This window comes from Embleya sp. NPDC127516 (assembly GCF_044765325.1).
Classification (GTDB): domain Bacteria; phylum Actinomycetota; class Actinomycetes; order Streptomycetales; family Streptomycetaceae; genus Embleya.
This window is the reverse complement of record NZ_JBIWJT010000024.1, coordinates 14,028-39,670: the sequence shown is the minus strand read 5'-3', so window position 1 is coordinate 39,670 and position 25,643 is coordinate 14,028. Positions and strand designations below refer to the sequence as shown.

Genomic DNA, 25,643 nt, shown 5'->3' with positions numbered 1-25,643 from the left:
ACCGAACCGGGGAGGGCGAGATCGCGGTCGGTGGGGAGGCAGGACAATCGCCGACGGGTGTGGGCGCGAGAACGGAGGCCGGTCGGGTGCGGACGACCGACGAGCACGCGTACACCGAGTACATCTCCGCCCGGCTGCCCGCGCTGCGCCGGGTCGCGCACCTGCTGTGCGGGGATCCGCACCGCGCCGACGACATCGTGCAGAACACGATCACGCGCCTGTACGTGCATTGGCGGCGCGCGGCGGCGGCGGACGATATCGACCGGTACGTACACCGGATGCTGGTCCGCGCGTTTCTCAACGAACGCCGCCTGGCCTGGGCTCGGGTCCGACTCGTCGGCGCTCCCCAGGACACCCCGCTGCCGGCCGCGCCCCCGGGGCCGGACGTGGAGACGCGCGACGCGGTCCGGATCGCGCTCTCCCGGGTGCCGCCTCGGCAACGGGTCGTCCTGGTGCTGCGTTTCCTGTGCGATCTGCCGGTCGCCGAGGTCGCGGACATCCTCGGCAGATCGCAGGGCACGGTGAAGAGTCAGACCGCGTTGGGACTGGCGCGGCTGCGCACACTGTTGGACGGGCCGGTCGTGGCCCGCTGGGAAGGGGAGTAGACCGGCCATGGACACCGACGAGCAAGAGGGCGCCCGACTGCTTGGCGCGTTGCGCGGGACGCCGTGGACCGGGTCCGACGAGCCCGGTGTCGACGTCGCCCGTGCGATCCGGGACGGCCGGCGGACGATCCGGGTTCGGCGTGCGCTCACGGTGGCGGGCGGTGCGATCGCCGTCGCGCTGGTGGTGCTGATGACCGTGTTGGTGGTCGCGCCGACGCACGACAACGGGACCGGGCCGGCTTCCGGCGGCGCGTTCGACGTTCGGGAACGGGCGTTCCGGGTCGGCTCGGCCGGCGGTTTCACGCCCGTGTCCTACGAGACCGGCAAGTTCCGCCAGCGGGTCGTGCTGGGCATGGAGAAGCCGAACGGCCCGGCGGAGTTGAGCGCGACGCGGGCGATGGTGACGATGTACGCGCCGGGCCGGCTCCCGGGCGGCGAGCCTCCGCTCGGCACTCCCGCCCCACCGGTGAACGGGCATGCGGCGGTGTGGCCGGCCGGCCCCGAACCGTCGGCGGATCGCCTCGAGTTGCTCTGGCAGTGGGCGCCGAACGCGTGGGCGGTCGCCACGCTCGCCGGTCCGGCCGCCGACGCCGAACGTGTCCACCACGTGGCCGAAAGCGTCGTGCCGGGGGTTCGCCAACCGGCGCGCGGTCCGGTGTCGCTGGATCAGGCCGTGCTCGCCGCGGGTGAACACCTGATCGCGGTGGTGGCTCCGATGGGTAACACCGCCGGGTCGCCGCGCTACTCGCTGCGCTACGGCACCGTGGACCCGCCGGGCGCGGACGGCACCGAGCCGGCCTGGTTCGAGGTGGGCGTCGGAGACCGGCCGCCCGGGGTCGACCAGCGACGGCTCGAGCAGGTCACCCGTTCGGACGGGGCCTTCGTCGAATTCGATCCGGCTGTCGATCAGGACCGCTCGGCCTCGATCCTGGCCGCCGTGCGGGTGGGTGAGATTCCGTCGACCGGCCCCACCGGGCCGACGCGCACGCCGCCGTCGCCGACCTACTCGGAGCGGCCGTCGGATGCGCCCTCCTCGGTTTTGGAGGCGACCGAGACGGCCGGTTCGCCGAGCGGGACCGCGACCACGCCGACGGGGAACGACACGAGTACGGGCTCTTCCTCGACCACTGCCCCGGCTTCGACCTCTTCCTCGAATGGGCCGACGACACCTGCGGGCTCGTGGGCTCCGTGAGTGGGGACGGGGCGAGCTACGGCTCCCCCCGCGGCACCCGGCCCGGCTTCGGCTAGAGCTTCGCCTTCGGGTTGTTCAGGCAGCCACTGGAGATCGTCACACGCACGATCACCGTGTCCGGGCCGGACTTCGACCGCTCACGGGTCGACGCGATCCGGACGCCGGCCGGAGTGCCCTGCTTCGACAGGGACGCCGACACCGAGGCGGAGTCGTCGCGAGGTGCGGTGCGCTCCGTCGGCAGCCAACCGCGCATCTGCAACTGACCGACCATCAGGTCGTGGATCTCCGCAGGCGAGCGGCGGTCGGTCGGCGGCAGTGTCACGTCGAGCGAATGCCTGGTGCGGATCAGGTTCTCCTTCCGGCTGTTCAGCAACTGCCGGTCGCCGCAGGCGTCCTCGCGCACCTTGCTCAGGGGCTCGTACCTGGGAAACACCGCGTCGAAGGCGCCCTCGACGTCGGGGTTCGCCGTCGCGAACGCCTCGTCGATCGTCATGTCCGAGTCGGGCGCCCGCGTTCCGCAACCAGTCAGCGTCGACAGCACGACAACGGCGAGAAGGCATCCGACGGTTCCGGTCGACCACTTCATCCCGCTCCTCCGAACACCTCACGTCCCGGTACGAACGACGGCCGGCGTCGTGTCCCGAGCACACGTCGTCGCGGCCTCGACCGATCCCTACCCGCGAAGGGCGGACGCTGCGCATCCCGGGCACGACCGGCGACCACGGATGCCTCGTTCCACCCGAAGCCAACTCCCGGGCAAAGCAGCTGATTTCGCCCCCCACGCGCGAAACCGCGGGCCGGTCACGGGCGCCGGATGTCACCACCTCCGGCCGGAGTCCCGTGCAGGTCGTGGAAGTCCTCCTCCCACCGGTTCCGGGCGTAGCGTCGGCCGACCGGGGTCTCCCACCACAACAGGTCCTTGGCCAGGCGGACGTGGTCGAGGGCGATGCCCTTGCGGCGCAGCAGGGGCATGAGCGTGCGCAGGTGGGCGGCCAACTCGTCGACCGTGTCGGCCTCGACGGCGGCGTCGAAGCGGGTGCGTTGTCGCCGTTGCACGAGGGTCCGCTCGGGCGCGATCAGCAGCGACAGGTCCCGACAGGCGGCGCCGATCGAGGTGCCGTCCGGGTGGTGCGGCGAGGTCCCGGTCGTTCCCTGGTGGAGCAGGTACAGCGTGACCACTTGGCAGACGGTCCGACGCGCGCGGCGTGGTTCGAGGGTGTGCGGCAGGTGAACGGTGATCGGCTCCACGGCGGACGCCGACAGGCACGCGTCGGCGCCGGGTGGAAAGCGCCCCGCCAGGGTGCGATCGCCGTGTACGCGGAGAAGAAGCGCGTGCAGGGCGTGCTCCCAGGGCGCCCAGTAGGCGGAGACGCGCGCGATCGACGGCGCCGTCATCGCGCGCACCACGTCGTGAGAGCCATGCCGTCGTCCTTACTGCCGTCGTCCACCGACCGAAGACGAAACGACCCGACCCGACCCGTCCATGGCCGGCATCGCCCCGTCCCCATAAAGACGCACGACGGTCCGCACGTGTGACACGAACCCTCGACACAGTCGCCGTTACCCCGCGTCGCGCGGGGCGGGTGGGCTCGTCAGGGTGTCCAGCCACGCGGTGATGGTGGTGAAGTCTCGTTCGGTGAGCCCCAGGTGGGGGTCGACGTGGTGGAGGAGGGCGGGGGCATCGTGGTGGGCGGCGACCCATGCTCGGTCGGTGTCGGTGACCTCGTCGTCGATCCAGACGAACGGGCGGCCCGCCGCCCGGAGTACGAGTGTGCGGGTCTTCCAATGCAGGCCGTCGCGCTCGTCCTGGTCGTCGACGGCGGACTGCTCCGGCCAGATCACCACGGCGAGTTCCGGTAGACCGATCCGAGGGGAGATGTATCGGTTCGCCTCCTCCATCCACGCCGTGGCCCAGAGCAGCTCGCACGCCAGCCCCAGCAGTCGCCGCCCGTGCTCCGGATCGGCTCTGGCCAGAAGGGGGTTCGCGTCGGCATCCGTGCGCTCCGGATCCGAACCATGGGTCGGATACTCGGCCGCCCCGAAGGGAAGCAGCGGTCCATCGACGTCGAGAAAGAGCAGCGGACGCTGCACGGAGCCGGTCACGACCGCACGATAGCGACCCCGCTCGACGGGCCGACCGGGCAGGCGGGACCGGGCACTCAGTGGTCCAGGTGGGCCAACACCGCCAGGACCCGTCGGTTGTCGCTGTCGGACGGCTGGAGATCGAGCTTGGTGAAGATGTTCCCGATGTGCTTGGCGACCGCCTTCTCGGTGATGAACAGGCCCTCGGCGATGCCCGCGTTGGAGCGGTCCTGGGCCAACCATTCCAACACCTCGCGTTCGCGTGGGGTCAGGCTGCCCAGGTGGGTGTCGCGGTCCTTGCCGGTGAGCAGTTGCGAGACCACGTGCGGGTCCATCGCGGTACCGCCGTCGGCCACCCGTCGGATGGTGTCGACGAACTGTCCGCCGTCGAAGACGCGGTCCTTGAGGATGTAGCCGACCCCGCCCGCACCGTCGGCGAGCAATTCGTGGGCGTACAGCGGCTCGACGTATTGGGACAGCAGCAGTACGGGCAGTCCCGGCACTCGGCGGCGGCCTTCGAGTGCCGCGCGGAGGCCGTCGTCGGTTGTCCCCTCTCGGCGGGGGATCGAAGACACGCCCCGGCCCGCGGCTCGGCGGGTGATCCACCCATCTGCGTCGGCGCGGGGACAGGTCGGAGCGGCAGGCTCTATTCTCGAACACATGTCCGAACAACCCGAACCACTGCCCGACCACCTGTTGCCGTTGCTCGACTTCCAGCTCGGGTTCGAGCGTGCCCACCTCGCCTGCCTCCGGGCGGCCGAACTCGGCGACGAGGACGCACTCCACCGGGGCCGGGCCGCCCGTCTGCACGCCATGCGAGCCCTGATCACCGCTCGCGCCGCCGCGGGCGCCGACAGCGCCCCCGATCGCGATGTGCTCAAGCTCGCCGCCTTGGCGGCCCTCGCCCGGGAGTCCTCCGAGGCCACCTGACGACGGCAACGGCGCGAGCCGGAGCGAGTGCGACCGACGGCCGCCGCCGCGTCAGCCCGTCTTCCTGCCCGGCCGCGTCGTCGTGGTCTTCTTCGCCGAGGCGCGGCCGGTCGCGGCCTTCGCCGACGCCCGGGTCTTCGTCGTCGCGCGCGCCTTGGTATCGGTGCGCTTCGCCGGCTTGGGATGGTCCTTCTCGGCGGCCTCCACGCTCGCGGTCAACACCGACATCAGGTCGACCACATTGCTCTCGCCGGTCGAGCGCGCGGCGACCTCGTCGGGATGGGCACCGGTGGCCTTGGCCTCGACCAGGGCGTCCAGGGCGCGCTGATAGTCGTCCCGCACGTCACCCAGGTCGAAGTCCTCACTGAGGGTGTCCATCAGCGAGGCCGCCATCTTCAGCTCCTGGGGGCGGATGGTGACGCTCTCCGTGGGGGCGATGCCCTCGGGGGCCCGGAGTTCGTCCGGCCACAACATGGTCTGGAGGGTGAGGATGTCGCCTTGCGCGCGGACCAGGGCCAGGCTCTCGCGCGTGGACAGCGTGATCTTGGTGACCGCCGCCCTGGACTGCCCGGCCAGGGCCTGTCTGATCAGCACGTACGGCTTGGTCGCCGCCGGCGTCGCGGGCCCCAGGTAGTAGGGCTTGGACAGTGTCAGCGGGTCGATCGCGGCCTCGTCGACGAAGGCCAGGACGTCGACGACCTTCTTGCTCGGCAGCGGCAGCTCGGCCATGTCCTCGTCCGTGAGGACGACCTGACGACCGTCCGAGGACTCGTACGCCTTGGCGATGTCCGCATAGGCGACCTCCTCGCCCTCCAGTTCGCACACCCGCTTGTACCGGATCCGGCCACCGTCCTCCCGATGCACCTGATGGCCCGGCGAGCGATGCTCGGACACCGCCGAGTAAAGCTGGACCGGGATGCTCACCAGCCCGAACGAAATGGCACCCTTCCACGACGCCCGCATACCGACCCCTGACCGTTTTGATGGGAAATGACCATCTTCAACGGTAGGCCGGCCGCCGCCTCGGCGCCTCGACCCGAGCCGAACACCGGATCGCTCGGGCGCCGCTCCCGCACGTCAACGATCGACCGGCCCGGGCACCAGGCCGTCCGCCACCAGCCCGGCGAGTACCGCCTCGCCCAACGCGAGAACGGCGGACTGCGGACGGACCATGACGGTGATCTCCTCGATCCGACCCGTCTCGTCGCACCTGAGCAGGTCGATCCCGTGGATCCGGGTGCCCCGCACGGCGGCGCGGAAGACGAGGATCTCCGCCGCCGCGTCGGTCCCGCCGGAGTCCGTATCGGTGCTGCCCTCGAACCGTCCGACACAGCGGAAGTCCTCGAAGGTGCGCAGCAGCACGTCCAGAAGCCCGAGCACCATGGCCCGGCCCTCGAAGGGCTTGAACTTCACCGGACTGTACAGGCGCACGTCGTCGGCCAGGAGGTCCTCGAGCGCGGCGCGGTCCTGCGCCTCGACGGCGGCGCGAACGACCGAGTCCACACCCCGCGGTGAGCCACGACCGCATCGCCGCGGCCATCGCCGACGCCCTGGGGCTTCCCGGCAGCGACGACACCTGGACGCTCCCGCTGCCCCCGTTGCCGGTCCCGACCGGACCGCGAGCCGCGATGGCCGAGGTGCGCTGGGGCGCCGCGTTCCTCGGGCCGTGGCCGGCACGGCGGGTGCGCGGCCGCTCCTCCGGCGACGGCCGCACCGCGAAGCGGCCCGACCTCCTGCCGTGGGCCGCCGCCCCCGACTCACCGGCGACCCTCGGGCAGGTCGACCTCACGACAGGCGGAGCGGGCGGTCTCGGCGCCGACGCGTGATCCGTCGGGTGTGTCGCGACGAGTTTTCGGTGAGCGAACGGTCAAATCACTTGAGCACCGCTCGCACCCGCTCGGCCCCGACCGGAAAGCAGGACTCACCATGACGATCGGAACCCCCACCGTCGGATACGCCTCGGTGAACGGCATCGAGATGTACTACGAGTCGCACGGCACCGACGGGCCGCCGCTGGTGATCCTGCACGGTGGCGCCCAGACCATCGACCTGAGCTTCGCCGCACTGCTGCCCGCACTGGCCGCGCGGCGGCGGGTGATCGCGGTCGAGTTCCAAGGCCACGGGCACACCGCGGACACCGACCGCGACATGTCCCTGGAGCTCTTCTCCGACGACGTCGTCGCGCTCCTGGACCGGCTCGGCATCGCACGTGCCGACCTGCTGGGCTACAGCCTCGGTGGCCTGGTCGCGCTGCGCACCGCCGTGCGGCACCCGGAGCGTGTCGACCGTCTGGTCCTGGTGTCGACGCACTACCGCCACGACGGCTATCACGCCGAGATCACCGCCCCCGAGCAGACCTCCGAGCGCCTGCCGACCGAGGCCGACTTCAAGGCGATGGTCGAGGCATACGCCCGGGTCGCCCCCGACCCGACCCGCTTCGAGGCCACCCTGGCCAGGCTCCAGCCCCTGGCCCACGGCTTCGTCGAGTGGACCGAGGACGAGTTGCGCGCGATCACCGCCCCCACGCTCCTGGTCCTCGGCGACACCGACTTCATCCGGCTGGAGCACGCGGTGCGTATGTACGAACTCATCCCGAAGGCCCGGCTGGCGGTCCTCCCGGGCACCACGCACATGGGCGCGATCACGCGCGCCGATCTGCTGATCCCGATGATCGAGGCGTTCGCCCCGACGAACCCCTGACGACGCGCCGGCCGCGGCGACCCGCGCGGTCGTCGTGCCGGCCGGGCGTCGGCGAGTGTCGACGGGTGGGGGTGGGCCGGGGGCGAACGCCCGGGCGTGCCGGGCGCATCCGGCGGCGGATCACGCCGGATGCGCACCTCGCTCGAGAGTCAGGCGGCCTTCGCCCGGGCTCCGGAGACCTGGCGCAGCGCGTCGTCGAGGTCGGCCTGGGCCCGTTGCAGCCAGGCCGCGGTGATGTCCACGGCGTCGCCCGCTTCGCCGGTTCGCCGATGGAGCTGCGCCACCTCACCCTCCTCGGCCGCACGGGCGTGCTTGAGCGCGTGGTGGATGCGCCCCGCCGCCGCGAGTTCGCCACCCGCGACCTGGAGCCAGGCCCGTGTGGTCGCGTCCGCGACCTTGTCGGTGTTCGCGGAGTCGGTCAGCGCCCGGGCGATCGCCTCGATGCTTTTGCCCGCCAACTTGCGGGCCACCAAAGCCGGAGGCAGACCGGGAAGTTGGGCCAATTCGCCCATGACCACGCTCTCCAGCAGGGCAAGGCTGTACGTCACTCGTCCCAGTTTCAACAGATACTCGTCATCCGGAATCATCGAGCCATTGTGCGATATCGGCCGGACACGATCGGTGCGCCACACGGGTGTGTCGCACCCATTGCAGCCGGACGCACGCACCTCCGGTCGGCGTCCTCCGTCGGGCATGGGGACGGCCGGGCGAGCCGACGGGCGAGTGGTCGGGCACACGTGCGGCGCGGTCGGAGCGCGGGCAGGGCCCCGGGCCGCACACATGTACCCACACCGGACGTCGTGGCGACGCCAGGACCACCGGCGCCGGGTCTACCGCGTCGTCGGCTCCGGGCCTGCCGACGCGGTGATCACCGTCGGGCGCGATCCCGTTCGCGCGACCGCGTCCGGGTCGGCTCGCGGTGTCGAGAGCACCGCGGTGACCGTGCCGCTCGGATCCTGCGGGGAGCTCGCCCGCCGGATCGGTGGGGCCATGCGGCGGGCCCGGACGAGCAGGCGTACGCACACGGCCGGGTTGTCGCGGGCCGAGCGCTGGGTGATCGCGGGACCCAGGTCGCACGCGTTGTCCAGGCGGTAGTGACTGATGTCGATGACGCCGCGCACCAATGGACGGTACTCGTGCGGCACTTCGTCGACGATACGGGTACCGGCGTCGAGTGCGGCACGGGCGGTGGCCACGGTCGCCGCGAGCAGGGCGCGCACGCCCGGGGTGTCCCGGCCCGACTCCAGGTCGGCGCGGGTGACGCCGTACCGGTCGAGATCGGACCTGGGCAGCCGCAGCCGGCCCTCGCTCAGGTCCTCCGCCAGGTCGCAGACCAGGTCGGTGCGTTGGAAGCCGTCGGCGAACTGGCGGACGGAGGCGGCGAAGTCCTCGTCCGAGACCAGATGGGGTGTCATACCGGTGCTGAGCATCGCGCCGGGCCAGGTCAACGTGTCGACGTAGGACTGGTATTCGGCCTCGTCCGCGAACTCGGGGAAGGTCAACTCGGCCCGCGTGCCCGCCATGTAGGCGTCGGCCCAGTCGCGCGGCAGGCCGTTCTCCCGGGCCGCGTGCAGGTATGCGCGCAGCAGGGGGTGCGTCGCGGTCCCGGTGTCCAGCGCCGCCCGCACCCGGGTCGCCCATGCCTCGAACCGCCGAGCGCGGCCCTCGGCGTCACCCCGGTCGCACACGTCGTCGGTGAAGTACGCGAGGGCTGCTCCGGCGACCGCGTGGGGCAGGAACTCCGGCGGGGTCAGGAAGCGCAAGGCGCCCCAACCGGCCGTCTCCCTCCGGCGCATGAACCGTTCGGCAGCCGTGTAGTCGGCGCGCAGCGTGCTCTCCCGCACACCCGCAGCGTCCAGACAATACCGCCACGACCGCATGAGCCCCCCGATTTCGATCAGCCGAAGCCTTGTCCGACGGCACGGACAGTATCAGCCGGCGGGAGTCCGGTCGGATCTCGGCGCATGGGCTGTGGCGGCGCTCGCCGTCCGCCGCGGACGAGTTGTACCCGCCCGGGGGAGCCGCCCGGCGACCGGGGGTGAAATCGCCGGGCAGCCCGGGCGCCGACCACGGGGGTTGTCGGCGCACTCGCAACGATCCGCCGTACGACCGTCCGTGCGCAAGACCGCGGCCGCCTCGGACCGACGCCCCGAGGCGGGACGCGACGGAACGGCAGTACCCGCTCCGGCGGGGGTCGGTTCGGCCCGCGGGGGAGCGGGAAGAGGCGCGAGGCCCTCGGCGCGACGCGGGCGGCACGTCGGCTCGGGTCAGCGCTCCCGGGGTCGCCCGCGCTCGGCGTGCGCGGTGAGGAAATCGTCGACCACCTGCCGTACGTACGCCTTGCCGATCGTGCCGTTGGCCAGGAGTCGGCGGAACACCAGCGGCCCGACGAGGCGGTCGATCGCCGCGTCCGCGTCCAGGTCGACGGGCAGGTCGCCACGAGCCTTCGCGGCGTCCAGGATCACCCTGAAGGGATGGGTACCCGCGCGTTGCAGGATCTCCCGGACGCCCACGAACGCCGGGTCCGACGCGCGCTCGATCAACACCCGCATGGCCCGCTCGCCCTCACGGTCGTGCAGCAGCAACCGGGTGCCGTCGAGCGCGGCCACCAACTCCTCCCGCAGGCCGCCCGTCCGGCTGCCCGGCCGGGAGCCGACGGCCGGGCCGAGCCGATCCCGGTATTCGGCGACGAGTTGCACGATCGCGTCGCGGATGAGTGCGGTGGGCTCGGGCCAGTGCCGATACACCGTGGTCCGGCCCACGCCGCTCCTGGCGGCGACGCCCACGTGGGTGACCGCGGCCCAGCCGTCCTCGAGCAACAACTCGCGCGCGGCCTTCAACACGGCGGCGCGGCTGCGCACCGCGCGCGGATGCGGTGCGCGTCCGGGCACGCCGAACCCGTGGGCCACATGCGCGGATTCGGGCATCGCGTCCAGCCTCCTCCGCTGCTCGTGGCCACGCACGGCACGACCGACGAGACCACACCCGCCCGACGCCGAGGGCCCACCGCCCTCGCGAGAGGAAGTGTTCCACGTCCACCACCACGCCCCGCAACACGTAGTCCCACAAGGGTCGATCGCGTGCCCGGCGCATCCCGCGCGCCCATGGGCATGCCATCCGAGTGGCCGTGGCCGGCCATGAAGCCGACCTCGCGCACGCACCTCCGCGCATGACAACCCACCGCTCGGGCACGAGGCCACCCCGGCTGCGCACACGAGGTCCGGTCCGGCGTCGCGGCGCCGCACGCCTCACACGCCTCGCACACGACGGCGGACGGCGTGCCCGGTGAGCGGCTCGTCGCCTGGCGACCCCGGCCCTCGACCCCCGACCTCCGCCTCCCGTCCGGGATCGAGCGGCCACCGAACCCGCGGTCAGGCCCTGAAACCAACAACGCCCGAGCCCGAGGCGCCACGGGATCCGGAGCCTCAGGGCGCAATTCTCGAAGCCTGGGACGGCGTTCCTCCCCGCTCGGTGTGCCGCCCCGCGCCGCGAATGCGACGTGGCCCGGCTCGCCGGGGGCGACGGTGGTCGTTCGGCCACGTGAGCACGTCCCCGTTCGCCCGCGCGGCTCGCGCCGACGGGGATGATCGCGGGGTGCGGTCGGGGAGGATCGTTGGGTAGAGTGCCGGCGCCGACCGGCCACCCGTTCCACGGAGGCGACTTGACCAACCAGCCGGGAAACCAGGGTGCGTACGGTTACCCTCCCCCTCCGCCGCCGCATCCGTCCCAGCCCAGATGGGCCTGGTGGGTGGTGGGCATCGCCATCCCGCTGATCGGCATCTTCGTCACGATCGCCGTCAGTGGGTCCGATTCGGATTCGAACTCGAAGAACTCGTCCACGAGTACGAGCACCCCGGCCGGCACGCAGGCCCAACAGAATCCGCCGGAGAGCGGCCGGTCGGCGTCGAGCCCGCCGGGCCCCGGCGGGCAGACGACGGGCGGACGGCCGTCGGGCGGTCAGCCGCCTCCGGTCCTGTTCGGACCCGGCACGGTCACCGTCGACCCGTCGAGCCGCTATGTCGATCTCGACACGAAACCCCCGCTGGTCGGCCCGTCGAACAAGGCGGCGGACATCGTGTTCCTCTACACCTTCGCCAAGCCCGAACTCGTCACCGTCGGCTCCACCCCGACCCTGGCGGCACTTCCGCAGGGCGGTTCGGAGCCGACGGCCGCCTCCTGCGCCGAAGCGGTCGCCAAGCGCGGCACCTATCTGGCCGGCGAACTCGCGCAGGGCTCCGGCTTCTGCGCGATCACCAACGAGGGGCGCACCGCGTACTTCCGACTGATCGGCCCGCCCGCCGGGGAGGCACCCGTCCGCCTCGAGGTCACCGTGTGGGACATCCCCGGCAGTTGACCGTCCCGTGCACGTGACGGCTCGGGGCCGGCCGGGTTCCGGCCGACCCCGAGCGGTTCCGACCGGTTTCCGATCATGATCGACACCGACGTCACCACGTCGTCGATGTCGCCGTCTTTGCCGAACCGGCAACGAATCTTGCCGAAATCACCGTTGCGGTCGCATGGTCGTCGTGGAGGTGGTCACGATGACCGATCGGTTGCGGGACAGCTACGACGTGGTGGTAATCGGCGGCGGCGCCGCTGGGTTGAACGGTGCGCTGATGCTGGCCCGGGCGCGGCGTTCGGTAGTGGTGGTCGACTCGGGCGCCCCGCGCAACGCGCCCGCCGGAGGTGTCCACGGGCTGCTGGGCCGGGAAGGCGTGTCGCCGGCGGAGTTGACGAAGCGCGGGCGGGCGGAGGTCCGGGCGTACGGCGGTCATGTGGTGTCCGGCGAGGTCGATGCCGTGACCGGGGTCGACGGCCGGTTCGACGTGGCGCTGACCGACGGCCGCACGGTCCGCGCCCGCAGACTGCTGGTGACCACCGGACTGGTCGACGAGTTGCCCAACGTGCCGGGGCTGCGGGCCAGATGGGGCCGGGACGTGCTGCACTGCCCGTACTGCCACGGCTGGGAGGTTCGCGATCTGGCCATCGGAGTGCTGGGCGGCGGGCCGCGGTCGGTGCACCAGGCGCTGCTGCTGCGCCAATGGAGCGACAATGTCACGTTCTTCGCGCACACCCTGTCGCCGACCGCCGAGGACGCCGAGCGGTTGGCCGCCCGTGGCGTCCGCGTGTCGGCCGGCGAGGTGTCCTCCCTGGACGTCGTCGACGATCGCCTTGTGGGCGTACGCCTGGGCGACGGCACATCGGTCCGCATCGATGCGCTCGCGGTGTCGCCGAGGATGGTCGCGCGTGCCGGGTTCCTGTCCGGGCTCGGCTTGCGGACGGTGGAACATCCGTCGGGAGCCGGTGAGTACATCCCGTCCGAACCGGGCGGTGGTACCGGGATCCCCGGGGTGTGGGTCGCCGGCAACGTCACCGACCCGACCGCCCAGGTCGGCGCCGCCGCGGCGGCGGGCGCCACGGCGGCGATCCGGATCGACGGCGACCTGACCGACGAGGCCACCCGCGCGGCGGTCGCCGCTCACCGGGATCCGTTCTCGGCCGCGAACGAGGCGCGAGTGTGCGAACTGGTCCTGGGCAACCGCCGCCACGGTCTGTGAACCGACCCCGCGCGACATGAGCGAGTGGCTCCGCGGGGACCGGGACACCGGCGCCTACACTCCGGGGGTGGCCGAACGAACGAGTACGACGCCGCTGTCGGGTGTGCGCTTCGTGGGGTTGCGCTTTCGGCTGGAGACCCGGGGGCTGCATCGCCCGGTCCCCGTCGAGGTCGCCGCGCTCACCCACCACGGGCCCGGAGGTCACGTCGCCTGGCGGGCGTACGTTCCGATCGAACCGCCGCCGCCCGGAAGCCCCCCGCCCGCGCCGATCGGCGTCCCGGTACCGCCGGCCGCCCCCGGTTCGCTCGCCGAGGCGCTGGCCGGCGTCGAGCGTCACCTGGTGCGCGACATCCCGCACGCGCTGCTCGGGGTGTCGCCGTTCGCGGAGAAGACGCTCGTGTGGGAGCAGCGGGCCTACTGCCCACTGCTCGCGTCGTCCCTCGTCCTGGACGTGCCGGCCCTCGCCGCGATCGTCGCCCCGACCGCCGCGCCGCAGTCCCTCGACGCCCGGCTCCAGCGGATCGGCCTGCGCCCCCCGCCCGAACGAGCCGTCACGTGGGACGCGTACGCGCTGGCACACCTGTTCCACACCGTGGTCGCGCAGGGCGTCGCCGTCGGCCGCTGGTCGACGCTGGAAGACCTCGCACGCGTCGCGGGCTCGTCCCCGCCCGCGCTCGAACCCGAGTTCATGCCCCCGCTCGACGTGCAGGAATCGCTGTTCGACTGACTCCGGGCATGTCGGCAGTACGCCGCCGCGGCACCGGGCGGGTCGACGACGTCGCCGTCGTCGAAACCGTGCGCCGCACCCCGTGAACCGTCCGGACGCGTCCGCCGCGGGTACGCCGCCCGGACGGATCAGCGCGGCGGCGCGGAGAGCGGGCCCCGACCCGCCGTGCGCAGCAGCGGCTTGGTCATGGCGCGGTTGACGGCCGGATCGCGGCCCTGGACGTAGGCGTCGCGAAGGGTGTAGCCGCTCGCGGCGAACAGGGCGAGCGCCCCGATGTTGCGGTTGCCGGTCTCCACCACCAGTCGCAGTGCGCCGGCCTGGGCGGCGGTGTGTTCGAGCGTGGCGAGCAGGCGGCGTCCGTAGCCGCTCCCGCGCCGCTCCGGGCTGACGTAGAGGCGTTTGATCTCCGCCGCCCGACCGGGCATGGTCCGCCAACCGCCGCAGCCGACCGGCGCGTGTCCGTTGTAGGCGAGCACGAACAGGCCCTCGGGGGGCTCCAGATCGCGGGGCTCGCTGGTGTCGGGATGATCGGCGAACCCGTAGAGGCCGACCTGCTCCGCGTACAACGCGTGCAGGAGGACCTGGGTGTCCGGATGGGTGTAGGCCCGGGGCACGAGACGAACGTCGGCATGGCCGACCGGCAGGTCGGCGCCGAACGGCCCGTGGTGGCCCGGTGCCGCCCCCAGCACGGACCCGCCCTTGGCGCGGTGCGCGAAACGGATCAACGACCTGCTCCCTTCCCGCCGACCCCGTGCGTCGGGGCTTCGCAACGATTGTCCGCGAAGCCCCTACCCCGCGAACAGTGGCCACGAAAAACCCACTCGACCGGGGTCGACCGGAACCGGTGCCGAACAACGCCTCCGCGCGGTCGAGTTGGGCCCGGTGCCGGGCCCGGCGCCGGGCGTGGCGCTCGCGGTGGCGGCGGGCCCGCCCCGCCCGGCCACATCGCGGTCGCGCCCCGGTCACACACGGGTCACACACCGGTCGCGCCGGCGTGCCGCGGGATCACAAGGATTCCCAACCACACCGCGTAAGGGTTATAGTCTCGCTTGACCAGTTACCGCCATCACGGGGGCAACACGTGCGGATCCCCATCACCGACTACGCCGTCGGCGCGGCGATCGCGACCGACCTGATCAACACCTCACCCACCGTGCGGCCCACCACCGGCGACGCCCTCCCCGACCCGGGCGCCCTGGCGGACTTCCTGGCCGAGCACGACCTTCGGCCGGCCGCTGTCGCCGACGGGCGAACACCGACCCCCGCGGATCTCCACGCGGTGGGCCTGCTGCGCCGCGAGGTGCGGGTGATCGTGGAGACCGAGACCGAGGAGCACGCCGTCGCGGGTGCGACCGTGCTCGTCGCCCGCGCCGGGCGCGCCCCGACGCTGGTGCGCGACGGCGACCGCCGGTGGCAGTGGTGCGTCCCGACCGCGCCCGACGCCGACCTCGCCGACGAGTTGGCCGCGTTGATCGGCGTCGGGCTGCTCGGCGTCGTCCGGGTGCTCGGCCACGACCGCTTCCGGGCCTGCGCCACCGCGGACTGCCGGGGTGTGTTCGTGGACACCAGCCGGGCCGGGCGCCGCCGCTACTGCATGCCCGACCGATGCGGCAATCGGGTCAATGTCGCCAACCACCGCGCGCGCCACAGGGAAGAGAGCGTGAACCGATGAGCCACACCCCCCTCGTGGGCGCCCTCCGACTCCCGGACGGCACCTCGATCCGCGGTCGCGGCCTGCGCCACCCACTGCCCGAAGGACCGCCGCCGGAATTCGGCCTCTACCTCGGCTCCGACCGCCTGCGCCGTCGACACGAGGACGCGCTGCCGTGGCCGCGGACGTGGCTCGACTGGCCCGACTTCCGCCTGCCCCGCGACCGGGACGCGGCCGTGCGGCAGATCCGTGCCCTGCACGAACGGGCCCGTACGGGCGCCTCGGTCGAGGTCGCCTGCGGAGGCGGCGTCGGCCGAACCGGCACCGTCATCGCCTGCCTCGCCATCCTGTCCGGCGTCGACCCCGCCGAAGCCGTGGACTGGACCCGTCGGCACCACCACCCGCGCGCCGTCGAGACACCCTGGCAACGCCGCTGGGCAACCCGATTTCCCACCTCGTGACCGCACCCGCGATCGTTCCTCGCGCGGGCGACGCGCACGACGCGCAGTCCGAGCACGGGTGGGACGCGAACTCCGTGTGCCGGCACGAAAATCGGATCCGTGCGCACTACACGACCGGTTCGCCGAGGTCGGCCGAGCCGCCCGAATCGGCCAACTGCTTCAACGTGCGCTCGACCGACGCGCGCCCCGCGGGCAACAACGGCAGTCGCACGTCCGCGGTGGGAATCCGGCCCTGCGCGTGCAACACGCCCTTGATCACGGTGGGATTGGGCTCGGCGAAGGCGGCGGCGGACAACCGTGCGAGCGCGTGACCCAGGTCCCGCGCGCGGGCGAGGTCGCCGTCGCGCCACGCGGCGCACAGCTCCACGAATCGGTGGGTGGCCAGGTGCGCCGAAGCGAGGATGCCGCCGGACGCGCCCAACGCCAGCAGCGGTGACAGGAACAGGTCGTCGCCGGCCAGGATCGCGCAGTCCGGCGGAAGGTCGCCGAGCAGGTCCACCGCGTCCTGATCGATGCCGCCCGGCGCGAACTTGACGCCGGCGACGCCCGGAAGCCGCCCCAACGCGCGCAGGTCGGCCGCGTCCAGCGACTGCCCGGTGCGATACGGAATGTGGTAGACGATCAGCGGTACGGGGCTGTTGTCGGCCAGATGGGTGAAGTGCGCGATCACGCCGGCCGGCGAGGGACGGGTGAAGTACGGGACGGGCACCAGCGCGGCGGCGGCCGTCGGCCACCGGGCGAGGTCCGCGAGAGCCGCCGCCGTGGCCCGGGTGTCGTTGCCGCCGGCGCCGATGGTCAGTACCGCGTCGTGTTCCGCGCAGACCCGGGCGCACACGTCGACGACCGCGACCCGCTCGTCGGCGTCGAGCGTGGCGGCCTCGGCGGTCGTGCCCAGGGCGACGATCCCCTCGGCGCCCGCCGCCAGCACGGCATGGGCGAGCTCTTCGAGCGCGTCCCGCGCGACGGCTCCGTCGGCGGCGAACGGTGTGACGAGCGGTACGTGGACCCCGTGTCGGGGCGGGTGCTGGGTCATGCCTTCGAGGGTGACCCGCGCGGATCCTTCAGGTCCAGTTCACATTCGTGAACGTGAGCGTAAGCTGTACTGATGCTCGACGTCCGCCGTATGCGCCTGCTGCGCGAGCTGTCCCTGCGCGGCACGATCGCCGCGGTCGCCGAGGCGCTCGCCTTCACCCCGTCCGCGGTCTCCCAGCAACTCGGCGTCCTCGAACGCGAGGCCGGGGTCCCGCTCCTGGAGCGCACGGGACGCCGGGTCACCCTCACCCCGGCCGGACACAACCTGGTCCGCCATACGGAGGCCGTCCTCGCGCACCTGGAACAGGCCTCGGCCGACCTGGCGAGCACCCGCCGCGGCCTGGCGGGGCCCCTGCGGATCGGCACTTTCCCCAGCGCGACCCGGACCATCGTCCTCGGCGCGCTGACCTGCCTCGGCCGACGGCATCCGGGTCTGGAACCGATGGTGCTGGAAATCGACCCGGCCGAGGTCGCCGGCGCGCTGCGGGCGGGCGACCTGGACGTGGCGCTGATCCACGAATACGACTTCGTACCGCCGGTGGACGAGGTCGGCCTGGCCGGCCTGCCGTTGTACACCGAGCCGATGTACCTGGCCTCGACGTCACCCGCACCGGACCGGACGGCCGACGCGTCGATGCTCGGCTTTTGGCGTAACTCGCCCTGGATCACCTCGACTTCAGGCACGTTGTGCCAGGCGATGACCATCCGCGCCTGTCAGGCCGCCGGCTTCACCCCACACGTGCGACACCAGGTGGACGACTTCGCCACGGTGTTGGCCCTGGTCGCGGCGGATCAGGGCGTCGCCGTCGTGCCGCACCTGGGCATCGTGGATCCGCCCCCCGAGGTGACCCTGACCAGGCTGCCGATCCACCGCCGCACCACGATCGCCTTTCGCGGCGGCGCCGCCGAACACCCCGCGGTGCTCGCGGCGGCCGACGCGCTGCGCACGTGCGTTCCGGCGGAACTGGCCCCCGCACAGACCGCCCCGCCGGCGCACTCGCCCGCCCCACCGCAGGGGTGAGATCCCCTGGGCCCGGGCTTCGCGGGCGATGCCCCCGGCGCGTGGGTCCGGGTGGGTCCGGGTGGGTCCGGACGGACGATCATGGCCGCCGCCCCGCGTGTCGCGGTCGGGGTCGCGGCGTTGCGCGGGCGACGCTGTCGGCGACGAGCGGTCTCGGCCGGACGATCGCCGCGAGGAGGGTGGGCCACATGCTGGTGCTCGGATACGCGCAGGTCGAGGCCCTGCTCGAGCCGGACGCGTTGATCGACGCGCTCGCCGCGGCGATGGCGGACCTCAGCGCGGGCCGTGCCTCGGCGCCGGACCGGATCGCCGCCGTGGTTGCCGAACGGGACGCCTTCCTGGCGGCCATGCCGGGACACGTTCCGTCGTCCGGGGCGCTGATGAGCAAACTGGTCACGCTCTTCCCGCGCAACGCCGGAACGCCCCTGCCGACCCACCAGGCACTGATCGTGGTGTTCGACCCGAAGACCGGTGAACCCACGGCGTTGCTGGACGGCACCGCCATCACGGCGGTGCGCACCGGTGCCTGTTCGGCGCTGTCGGCGCGGCTGTTGGCGCGCGAGGACGCGACGGTGCTGGCGATCCTGGGCACCGGGGTCCAGGCCCGCTCGCACGCCCGTGCGATGTGCCGGGTCCGGCCGATCCGGCAGATCCGGGTGGCCGGGCGCGATCGGGCCAGGGCGGCGGCGCTGGCCGACGAGTTGTCCGCCGAATTGCCCGCCGAGGTACATGCGGCGGCCGACTACGCCGAGGCGGTCGACGGCGCGGACATCGTCGCGGCGGCAACGAACGCCGTGGAACCCGTGGTCCGGCGCGCGTGGTTGGCGCCCGGGACACACGTCACGTCGGTGGGCTTCAACCCGGCCGGCCGTGAACTCGACGATGCCACCGTTGCCGATGCGCTCGTGTGCGTCGAATCGCGGCAAGCAGTGTTGGCGCCGTTCCCGGCGGGCAGCAACGACCTGCTGATGCCGATCCGCGACGGCGTGATCACCGCCGAACACGTACACGCCGAACTGGGCGAAGTGGTCGCCGGCAGCCGCCCGGGCCGCACCTCGCCGGAGCAGCTCACGCTGTACAAATCGGTCGGCGTGGCCGTACAGGACGCCGCCGCCGCGGCTCTGGTCGTCACCGCCGCCCGCGAGCAGTCGATCGGCCGGGAGATCTCGCTGCGGTAGCGCCGCCGCCGTACGGCGCGATGCGCGTACGCCCGCCCGTGCCCGTGCCCGTGCGGCGGGGTGGCCGGCTCCGACGCACCCGTGTGCCGTACGGCCCCGTCCGCGACGCCGGCGTGCCCGGGCCGGTGGGCGGTATGGCACGCTCCATCGGAGCAGGCGCGCCCTTCGCCGGCCTGTCGGCGATCGCGCACGACCGAGACCGATTTGTGGGGCACCGATGAGCGACGGCACGCGGGTCATACGTTGGGGAATCCTGGCCACCGGCGGCATCGCCGCCGAATTCACCGAGGCGTTGCGCGGCCTGCCGGACACCGAGGTGGTCGCGGTCGGTTCACGCCGCCTCGAGTCCGCGAAGGCGTTCGCCGAGCGCCACGACATCGCGCGGGCCCACGGCAGTTGGGCCGAGTTGGCCGCGGACGACGAGGTGGACGTCGTCTACGTGGCCACGCCGCACTCCGCGCACCGCGCGGCGGCCGGCCTGTGTCTGGAGGCGGGCCGCGCCGTGCTGTGCGAGAAGGCGTTCACGCTCGACTCCCGCCAGGCCCGCGAACTGGTGGATCTGGCCCGCGACCGCGGATTGTTCCTGATGGAGGCGATGTGGACGTACTGCCACCCGCTGATCCGCCGGCTGCGCGAGGTGATCGCCGACGGCGTGATCGGCGAGGTGCGGGGCGTCTCGGCGGCGTTCGGGTTCGCCGGGGACTTGCCGCCGGAGCACCGGCTGCGCGACCCGGCGCAGGGTGGCGGCGCGCTGCTCGACCTCGGCGTCTACCCGGTGTCCTTCGCCCAGTTGTTGCTGGGTGAGCCGGACGCGATCCGGGCCTGGGCGCATCTGACCCCCGAGGGCGTGGACGACAACACGGGCATCGTCCTCGGCTGGGACGGCGGCGCCGTGGCCACGCTCGGGTGCACGTTCACCGCCGATAACGACGCGCCCGCGACGATCACCGGCACCAGGGGCCGGATCGAGTTCGCCGACGGCTTCTTCTATCCGGACCGCTTCGTCATCCACCGCCCGGGCCACGAACCGCAATCGGTCCTGCTCGCCGACGTCACCGACGACCCCGAACGCGGCACGATGCGGCACGAGGCCGCCGAGGTGATGCGGTGCCTGCGCGCCGGTGAGACCGAATCCCCGCTCGTACCCCTGGACGGCACCCTCGCGGTCATGCGCACACTGGACGCCGTGCGCGAACGCATCGGTGTCACCTACCCGGGAGTGGCCTGACCGGTGTGCTTCGCCCGGTGTTCGTGCCGTGTTCAGGCGTCGGTCGTCGGTGTGCCGGAACCTTCGATGGGAGGGCGTGTGCGCTGCCCGACCCACTGAGACAAAGGACTGGCTACCTTGCGAACGCATTGGGAACGGCGGCGGGCACGCCCTGCGCGCCGGCACGCTGCCCTGCGCCACATAGGCGGCGCACACCCACCGACCCGCGGCGGGACGGGCGCTTGCCCGTCCCGCCATCCGCTCGCTCGGTGCGCCCTACCGGGCGAGGTCCTCGGTGAGGGTGTGCTTGACCAGGGCGTTCGCGTGGCCGTGTCCGATGCCGTACTCGGCCTTGAGCCAGGTGACCAGTTCCATGTGCTTGGTCAGCGGCGAGGACCGGATCAGGGCCTGCCAGTCCGCGATCGTGCGGCCGTACTTCTTCTCGATCGACGGAAAGTAGCTTGCGGGGCCGTTCGGGGTCTCGCTCATTTTCCCGGTGTCCTCTCGGCGCATGCGGCGGATGGTGTTGTCATGGGTATCGACCGCCGTGCACCCGCGAACTCATCGGCCTCGGAAAGAGATCCGGGTCACACGTCCTGTCGCCCGTTCGTGCCGGCGGGCTCGGCGCCGGGGGCGAGGCGGGGAACCGGGTGGTGATGTCCAGGCCGCCGGTCGGGCGGGCGGTCGTGGTGATCTCGCCCCGGTGGGCGATGACGATCGCGCGGACGATGGACAGGCCCAGTCCCGCCCCGCCGTCGGCGCGGGTGCGCACCCCCTCGCCGCGTACGAACGGCTCCAGCAGCCCGTCCGCGTCCTCGGCGGCGACGAGCGCGCCGGAGTTGTCGACGCGCAGGAACGCGCGGGCGTCCTCGGTGCCCGTGGTCACCGCGATGTGCCCGCCGGGCCGGTTGTAGCGGACGGCGTTGTCGAGCAGGTTGCCGACCAAACGCTCGATCAGGATCGGATCGCCGCCGAGCGCGGCGGGCCGCAGGTCGGAACGCAGTTCGATGCCCCGGGCGGCGGCCTCGTCCGCGGCACCCGCCACCAGGCCCGTCGCGACCTCCGCGAGGTCCACCGCACGGTGCGTGTCGGGGAGTATCCGGCCGCGGGCCAGGGCCAGGAGGCCGTCCAGGGTCCGCCGGCTGTGTTCGATCGCGGTCCTGACGTCCTCGGCCATGGTCAGCAGTTCGTCCCGGTCCGGCTCGCCGTCCAGCGTCACCTCGATCGCGGTGCGCATGGTGGTCAGCGGGGTGCGCAGTTCGTGCGCGGCGTTCGCGGTGAACATGCGTTGGCCGGCCAGCGCCCGGTCGCGTTCGGCGATGCCGGCCTGGATGCGGTCCAGCATGCCGTTGACGGTATCGGCCAGTTCCGCGAGTTCGTCCGCCGGTGTGCTCACCGGCATGCGCTCCGAGAGGTTCTCCGCCGACAACCGGCGGGCGGTGGCCGAGATCGCGCGGATCGGCCGCAATACCCGCCCCGCCACCAGCCACCCCAGCACGGCGGCGAGCACGACCACCAGGATGAGTGCGATCGCGGCCTGGGTCAGTAGTTCGGACAGCGTCGTGGCGCGGACCCGATCCGCGAGCGCCTCCGGCCTCGGCAGGCCCGTCGGCGGAGGCCCGGGGGCGCCGGGCGACTCGGTCCTGATGTCGATCACGATCCGATGGCGCATGCTCCGCCGCACCAGCGCGTAGGTCAGCGCGGTCAATGCCACTCCCGCGGCCAACACGAGCGCGGTGTACAGGATCGCCAACCGGCCGCGCGCGCTCAATCGCACGGCCACGGTCCGCCGATCCGATACCCGGCGCCGGTCGCGGTCTCGATCAGCGGCGGATCGCCCAGCTTGCGGCGCAGCGTGCCCACGGTGATCCGGATCGCGTTGGTGAAGGGATCGGCGTGCTCGTCCCACACCTTCTCCAGTAGCGTCTCCGCGCTGACCAGGTCCCCACCCGCCGCGAGCAGTTGGGCCAGGACACCGAACTCCTTCGGCGTCAGCGACAGCAGCCGGCCGGCCCGCTCGACGGTGCGCCGGGCCGGGTCCAGCGTCACGTCCGCGGCGCGCAGGATCGGCGGTCGGGCCGGCGCGCTGCGGCGTGCCAGGGCGTGCACCCGGGCGATCAGCTCGGAGAACGCGAACGGCTTGCCCAGGTAGTCGTCGGCACCGAGGGTGAGCCCGTCGACGCGGTCCTCGACCGCGCCGGAGGCGGTCAGCATCAGGATGCGCGACGTGCCCCGTTCGGCCATCCGTCGGCACACCGTGTCGCCGTGCACCACCGGCAGGTCCCGATCCAGCACCACCACGTCGTAGGGCGTGGACTCGCCCCTGTCCAAGGCGCTTTGGCCGTCACCGGCGACATCGACGGCGAATCCGTGTTTGCGCAATCCGGCGGCGATGTAGCCGGCCAGCGGTTGTTCGTCCTCAACCAGCAGCACTCGCATGCGCGCAGCATGCCGGCCGGCACATATGGATCCCGTATGGCCGGACGATCGGCCGCCCATCGGCCCGCGCCGCTAGACAACGGTCATGGCCCACGACACCCCCTCGACCTCCGCTCGATCGACGGTACGACCGTCCCGACGCTCGATTATCGGCCTGCTCGCGGCGGTTCCGCTCGCCGGCGCGGGCATCCTCGTGGCGTCCGAGGACGCCGACGCCAATGCCGACGCCAACGCCCGTCCGGACGGATCCGGCGTCCCGAAGGACCTGCGCCCCGGCGGTGCGTACGACCGGCTGATCACCCGGCTGGCCGCCGAGGACCGGTTCTCCGGCACGGTGCTGCTGGCCCACCGGGGGCGGCCGGTCCTGACCCGGTCACACGGCATGGCCGACCGGGTCCGCGCGATCCGCAACGGGCCGGACACCGTGTTCAACCTCGCCTCGATCAGCAAGCCCTTCACCGGCCTGGCGATCGCCGGACTCGCCCACCGGGGCAAGGTCGCGTTCCAGGCGACCGTGGGGGCCTATCTCGACGGCTTTCCCGCCGAGATCGCCGACCATGTGACGATCCATCAACTGCTCACCCACACCTCCGGCGTCGGCCGACCCCCGCTGGGCAGCGACGGCCCGCCGGCCGACTGGGACAGTTTCGACAAGGTGCTGGAGGGCACGCTCGCCGCCGTCCGCGCGACACCGCCGCGGTTCGCGCCCGGCACCCGGTACGAATACACCAACGACGAGTACTGGGTGCTGGGGGCCATCGTGGCCAAGGTCTCCGGCATGTCGTACGTCGACCACATCCGGCGCCACGTCTTCGAACCGGCCGGCATGACCCGCGCAGCCTTCCACGGCAAGCCCGACCTGCCGTCCGTCGCCGACCTCGCCCACCCGTACTGGACGCAACCCTCCGGCCCCCGTATCGACGCCTCGACGAGCCCGTTCTTTCCGTACACCAACGGCCCCGCGGGCGGCGCCTACGCGACCGCGCCCGACCTGCTCGGCTTCGCGCGTGCCCTGACGGCGGGCCGCCTCCTCTCCCCGGCGCTCACCGACCTGGTCACCACCGGCAAGGTCGCCCTGACCCCCGCGCAGCGGCCCGGTCCGCCGACCCAGGATCGTTTCCACGCCTATGGATTCGAAGACCTGATGGTCAACGGACAACGCCTGTGCGGGCATTCGGGCAGTGGACCCGGCATGGCGAATCAACTGGACATCTTCCCCGACCTGAATTGGGTGTCGATCGTGCTGGGCAACTACGACGACCGGATCGATCCCATCGTCGAATTGGGGCGAAAGCTGATCACGGCGTAGTCGGCGCGCCTGCCTGCCGCCGGCCGCTCGCCGCTGCCGCTTCAGGCCCCCGCTTCCCGCTTCCCGCTTCCCGCTTCCCGCTTCCCGTCCAGGCCACCATCCGCACCGCATCAGCGCGACGAAAGGCGAGACCGAACCATCATGACCTCCACTCGACGAAGGATGCTCGGCGTACTGGGCGCGGCCCCACTCGCCGCGGGAACCGTGCTCGGCGCCGAGGGCACGGCGCGAGGCGACACCCGGGCCGATCGGGACACCCGATCCCCCGGCCCGATCCCCGAGGGACTCCGGCCGGGGGGCGAACTCGACAGGTTCGTGGCGAACCTGGCGGCCAGGGACGAGTTCTCCGGCACCCTGCTGATCACCCGACGCGGCCGGACCGTGCTGTCCCGGGCCTACGGCATGGCCGACCGGCGACGCGACGTACCGATCACACCGGACACCCTCTTCGCGCTCGCGTCGGTGACCAAGCTGTTCACCGCCGTCGCGGTCGCCCAACTCGTGCAACGGGGCCGACTCTCCTACGCGTCGACCGTGGGCACCTACCTCGACGGCCTGCCCGCCGAGATCGCCGACCACGTGACGCTGCATCACCTGCTCACCCACACCTCGGGCCTGGGCAACCATCAGCAGGCGCCGGGATTCGAGGAGGCCGCGGCCACGTGGACCACGGCCGACCAAGTCATGGACGGCACGCTCGACTTCATCCGCAGGATGCCGTTGTCCTTCGCGCCCGGCGCCGCGAACCTGTACAGCAACTCCGGGTATCACCTGCTCGGAACCATCGTGGCCCGCGTCTGTGGCCGGTCCTGGTTCGACTACGCCCGCGAACGGATCTTCCGCCCGGCGGGCATGGCCGACACCGACTTCGTCACCGCGCCCCGTTGGCGCCGCGACCCGGGCATCGCCCACCCGTACGTCAAGCAGCCCTCGGGAGAGCGCGTCGACGACGTCGCGGGACGGGTGTTCATCGGTACACCGGCCGGGGACGCGTTCTCCACCGCCTCGGACATGGACCGCTTCGCCCGAGCCCTACTCCGCGACAAACTGCTCGCCCCGCCGTTCACCCGAACCCTCCTCGGCGGCAAACTCCCCTTGGGGCCGCCCACTTCCGGCCCACCGCCGAAGGACCCGTCGCCCACGGGCCCGTCCCCCACCGGTCCGGCCGACCCGCCTCCCGGCGGAGGCGACCCCCGCCCACAGGCCATGTTCCAGTGCTACGGGCCGATCGGCGCGGTGCTCGCCGACCGGTGGACGTTCGGCCACGGCGGCGGTGCCCCGGGTGAGTCGACCGGCATCGAGATGTTCCCGCACGGCGAATGGGTGATCGTCGTGCTCAGCAACTACGACCAGGACACGGTGCGTCCCGTCGTCGGCATGGCCCGCCGTCTCGTCGCCGTCGCCGGATAGGGCTTGTCTTCGATCTCCCGCCCCGGCCGACGTACCGGCGATCCGGGGTCGACTTCGCTTCGAGTACATACGGTGGCGAGTTGCTCACACCTGCCTTGGCTCGTGCCGGGCGACGACTCCGATCACTCACTGAGCGGCGAC

General features: G+C 72.4%; 27 protein-coding genes and 2 pseudogenes. 15 read left to right on the top strand and 14 right to left on the bottom strand.

The window, feature by feature from the left end:
* Positions 1–86: 86 nt before the first annotated feature.
* Together ACIRL2_RS35915 and ACIRL2_RS35910 are read left to right on the top strand one after the other, a co-directional pair.
* Positions 87–605, top strand: a complete 519-nt coding sequence (locus tag ACIRL2_RS35915) for a SigE family RNA polymerase sigma factor (RefSeq protein WP_395860869.1) — start codon at positions 87–89, stop codon at positions 603–605.
* Positions 606–612: 7 nt separating this feature from the next.
* Positions 613–1,797 carry a hypothetical protein gene (locus ACIRL2_RS35910; RefSeq protein WP_402237916.1) on the top strand — a complete coding sequence of 395 codons (1,185 nt, stop codon included), beginning with the start codon at positions 613–615 and terminating at the stop codon, positions 1,795–1,797.
* A 52-nt stretch (positions 1,798–1,849) separates the two neighbouring features.
* Here ACIRL2_RS35910 and ACIRL2_RS35905 read toward each other — a convergent pair whose 3' ends face one another.
* The 4 genes and pseudogenes from ACIRL2_RS35905 to ACIRL2_RS35890 all read right to left on the bottom strand — a co-directional run.
* Positions 1,850–2,290, bottom strand: coding sequence for a hypothetical protein (locus ACIRL2_RS35905; RefSeq protein WP_402237914.1), 441 nt, complete (start codon positions 2,288–2,290; stop codon positions 1,850–1,852).
* Between the two features lie 308 nt (positions 2,291–2,598).
* Positions 2,599–3,192, bottom strand: coding sequence for a type I-E CRISPR-associated protein Cse2/CasB (gene casB / locus ACIRL2_RS35900; protein ID WP_395860875.1), 594 nt, complete (start codon positions 3,190–3,192; stop codon positions 2,599–2,601).
* 165 nt (positions 3,193–3,357) lie between these two features.
* Positions 3,358–3,900 carry an HAD domain-containing protein gene (locus ACIRL2_RS35895; protein ID WP_395860877.1) on the bottom strand — a complete coding sequence of 181 codons (543 nt, stop codon included), beginning with the start codon at positions 3,898–3,900 and terminating at the stop codon, positions 3,358–3,360.
* A 56-nt stretch (positions 3,901–3,956) separates the two neighbouring features.
* Positions 3,957–4,424, bottom strand: a pseudogene (locus ACIRL2_RS35890) (LuxR C-terminal-related transcriptional regulator); the annotation flags it as partial.
* Between the two features lie 115 nt (positions 4,425–4,539).
* Here ACIRL2_RS35890 and ACIRL2_RS35885 point away from each other — a divergent pair.
* Positions 4,540–4,809: a hypothetical protein gene (locus ACIRL2_RS35885; protein WP_395860880.1), complete on the top strand. Its 270-nt coding sequence runs from the start codon at positions 4,540–4,542 to the stop codon at positions 4,807–4,809.
* 51 nt (positions 4,810–4,860) lie between these two features.
* Here ACIRL2_RS35885 and ACIRL2_RS35880 read toward each other — a convergent pair whose 3' ends face one another.
* Positions 4,861–5,733 (bottom strand): Ku protein, encoded by an 873-nt coding sequence (locus ACIRL2_RS35880; RefSeq protein ID WP_402237911.1) that lies wholly within the window; start codon positions 5,731–5,733, stop codon positions 4,861–4,863.
* Positions 5,734–5,886: 153 nt separating this feature from the next.
* Positions 5,887–6,312 (bottom strand): nuclear transport factor 2 family protein, encoded by a 426-nt coding sequence (locus ACIRL2_RS35875; protein ID WP_402237908.1) that lies wholly within the window; start codon positions 6,310–6,312, stop codon positions 5,887–5,889.
* Positions 6,313–6,320: 8 nt separating this feature from the next.
* Between ACIRL2_RS35875 and ACIRL2_RS35870 the strand changes: the two are divergent.
* Both ACIRL2_RS35870 and ACIRL2_RS35865 read left to right on the top strand, forming a co-directional pair.
* A pseudogene (locus ACIRL2_RS35870) lies at positions 6,321–6,635 on the top strand (hypothetical protein); the annotation flags it as partial.
* Between the two features lie 100 nt (positions 6,636–6,735).
* Positions 6,736–7,509: an alpha/beta fold hydrolase gene (locus ACIRL2_RS35865; RefSeq protein ID WP_402237905.1), complete on the top strand. Its 774-nt coding sequence runs from the start codon at positions 6,736–6,738 to the stop codon at positions 7,507–7,509.
* Positions 7,510–7,658: 149 nt separating this feature from the next.
* On the opposite strand, the gene ACIRL2_RS35860 is transcribed toward ACIRL2_RS35865, so the two are convergent.
* The 3 genes from ACIRL2_RS35860 to ACIRL2_RS35850 form a co-directional block, all read right to left on the bottom strand.
* Positions 7,659–8,096 carry a hypothetical protein gene (locus ACIRL2_RS35860; RefSeq protein ID WP_395860886.1) on the bottom strand — a complete coding sequence of 146 codons (438 nt, stop codon included), beginning with the start codon at positions 8,094–8,096 and terminating at the stop codon, positions 7,659–7,661.
* A gap of 243 nt (positions 8,097–8,339) precedes the next feature.
* Positions 8,340–9,353 (bottom strand): phytoene/squalene synthase family protein, encoded by a 1,014-nt coding sequence (locus tag ACIRL2_RS35855; RefSeq protein WP_402237904.1) that lies wholly within the window; start codon positions 9,351–9,353, stop codon positions 8,340–8,342.
* 423 nt (positions 9,354–9,776) lie between these two features.
* Positions 9,777–10,436, bottom strand: a complete 660-nt coding sequence (locus ACIRL2_RS35850; protein WP_395860890.1) for a TetR/AcrR family transcriptional regulator — start codon at positions 10,434–10,436, stop codon at positions 9,777–9,779.
* A 734-nt stretch (positions 10,437–11,170) separates the two neighbouring features.
* Here ACIRL2_RS35850 and ACIRL2_RS35845 point away from each other — a divergent pair.
* The 3 genes from ACIRL2_RS35845 (at position 11,171) to ACIRL2_RS35835 (ending at position 13,794) form a co-directional block, all read left to right on the top strand.
* Positions 11,171–11,863, top strand: coding sequence for a hypothetical protein (locus tag ACIRL2_RS35845; protein WP_402237901.1), 693 nt, complete (start codon positions 11,171–11,173; stop codon positions 11,861–11,863).
* Positions 11,864–12,026: 163 nt separating this feature from the next.
* Positions 12,027–13,067 (top strand): NAD(P)/FAD-dependent oxidoreductase, encoded by a 1,041-nt coding sequence (locus tag ACIRL2_RS35840; RefSeq protein WP_402237898.1) that lies wholly within the window; start codon positions 12,027–12,029, stop codon positions 13,065–13,067.
* Between the two features lie 16 nt (positions 13,068–13,083).
* Entirely contained in the window at positions 13,084–13,794 is a 711-nt protein-coding gene (locus ACIRL2_RS35835) for a hypothetical protein (RefSeq protein WP_402237895.1), read from the top strand.
* Positions 13,795–13,922: 128 nt separating this feature from the next.
* On the opposite strand, the gene ACIRL2_RS35830 is transcribed toward ACIRL2_RS35835, so the two are convergent.
* Positions 13,923–14,519 (bottom strand): GNAT family N-acetyltransferase, encoded by a 597-nt coding sequence (locus tag ACIRL2_RS35830; protein WP_331770435.1) that lies wholly within the window; start codon positions 14,517–14,519, stop codon positions 13,923–13,925.
* A gap of 356 nt (positions 14,520–14,875) precedes the next feature.
* Here ACIRL2_RS35830 and ACIRL2_RS35825 point away from each other — a divergent pair, with 356 nt between their 5' ends.
* Together ACIRL2_RS35825 and ACIRL2_RS35820 are read left to right on the top strand one after the other, a co-directional pair.
* Positions 14,876–15,466 carry a CGNR zinc finger domain-containing protein gene (locus ACIRL2_RS35825; protein ID WP_402237892.1) on the top strand — a complete coding sequence of 197 codons (591 nt, stop codon included), beginning with the start codon at positions 14,876–14,878 and terminating at the stop codon, positions 15,464–15,466.
* Positions 15,463–15,906: a protein-tyrosine phosphatase family protein gene (locus tag ACIRL2_RS35820; RefSeq protein WP_395860899.1), complete on the top strand. Its 444-nt coding sequence runs from the start codon at positions 15,463–15,465 to the stop codon at positions 15,904–15,906. The genes ACIRL2_RS35825 and ACIRL2_RS35820 overlap by 4 nt, the downstream gene beginning before the upstream one ends.
* A gap of 106 nt (positions 15,907–16,012) precedes the next feature.
* Here the strand turns inward: ACIRL2_RS35820 and ACIRL2_RS35815 are convergent, their stop codons facing one another.
* Entirely contained in the window at positions 16,013–16,939 is a 927-nt protein-coding gene (locus ACIRL2_RS35815) for a dihydrodipicolinate synthase family protein (RefSeq protein ID WP_395860901.1), read from the bottom strand.
* Positions 16,940–17,011: 72 nt separating this feature from the next.
* Here ACIRL2_RS35815 and ACIRL2_RS35810 point away from each other — a divergent pair, with 72 nt between their 5' ends.
* The 3 genes from ACIRL2_RS35810 to ACIRL2_RS35800 all read left to right on the top strand — a co-directional run bounded on the left by ACIRL2_RS35810 (position 17,012) and on the right by ACIRL2_RS35800 (position 20,365).
* On the top strand, positions 17,012–17,959 hold the full coding sequence (locus tag ACIRL2_RS35810) for a LysR family transcriptional regulator (protein WP_402237889.1): 948 nt from the start codon (positions 17,012–17,014) through the stop codon (positions 17,957–17,959).
* 188 nt (positions 17,960–18,147) lie between these two features.
* On the top strand, positions 18,148–19,137 hold the full coding sequence (locus ACIRL2_RS35805) for an ornithine cyclodeaminase family protein (RefSeq protein WP_402237888.1): 990 nt from the start codon (positions 18,148–18,150) through the stop codon (positions 19,135–19,137).
* Between the two features lie 217 nt (positions 19,138–19,354).
* Complete coding sequence (locus ACIRL2_RS35800; RefSeq protein WP_402237885.1) at positions 19,355–20,365, top strand: Gfo/Idh/MocA family protein; 1,011 nt, start codon at positions 19,355–19,357, stop codon at positions 20,363–20,365.
* A 255-nt stretch (positions 20,366–20,620) separates the two neighbouring features.
* On the opposite strand, the gene ACIRL2_RS35795 is transcribed toward ACIRL2_RS35800, so the two are convergent.
* The 3 genes from ACIRL2_RS35795 to ACIRL2_RS35785 are packed head-to-tail and all read right to left on the bottom strand — an operon-like array spanning position 20,621 to position 22,783.
* On the bottom strand, positions 20,621–20,833 hold the full coding sequence (locus tag ACIRL2_RS35795; protein ID WP_395860909.1) for a DUF4287 domain-containing protein: 213 nt from the start codon (positions 20,831–20,833) through the stop codon (positions 20,621–20,623).
* Between the two features lie 40 nt (positions 20,834–20,873).
* Positions 20,874–22,127: a sensor histidine kinase gene (locus ACIRL2_RS35790; RefSeq protein ID WP_395860911.1), complete on the bottom strand. Its 1,254-nt coding sequence runs from the start codon at positions 22,125–22,127 to the stop codon at positions 20,874–20,876.
* Entirely contained in the window at positions 22,112–22,783 is a 672-nt protein-coding gene (locus ACIRL2_RS35785; RefSeq protein WP_331770445.1) for a response regulator transcription factor, read from the bottom strand. The genes ACIRL2_RS35790 and ACIRL2_RS35785 overlap by 16 nt, the downstream gene beginning before the upstream one ends.
* A gap of 85 nt (positions 22,784–22,868) precedes the next feature.
* On the opposite strand from ACIRL2_RS35785, the gene ACIRL2_RS35780 reads away from it, so the two are divergent.
* Positions 22,869–24,092, top strand: coding sequence for a serine hydrolase domain-containing protein (locus ACIRL2_RS35780; protein ID WP_402237881.1), 1,224 nt, complete (start codon positions 22,869–22,871; stop codon positions 24,090–24,092).
* Between the two features lie 141 nt (positions 24,093–24,233).
* Entirely contained in the window at positions 24,234–25,502 is a 1,269-nt protein-coding gene (locus tag ACIRL2_RS35775; RefSeq protein WP_402237878.1) for a serine hydrolase domain-containing protein, read from the top strand.
* Positions 25,503–25,643: the final 141 nt, after the last annotated feature.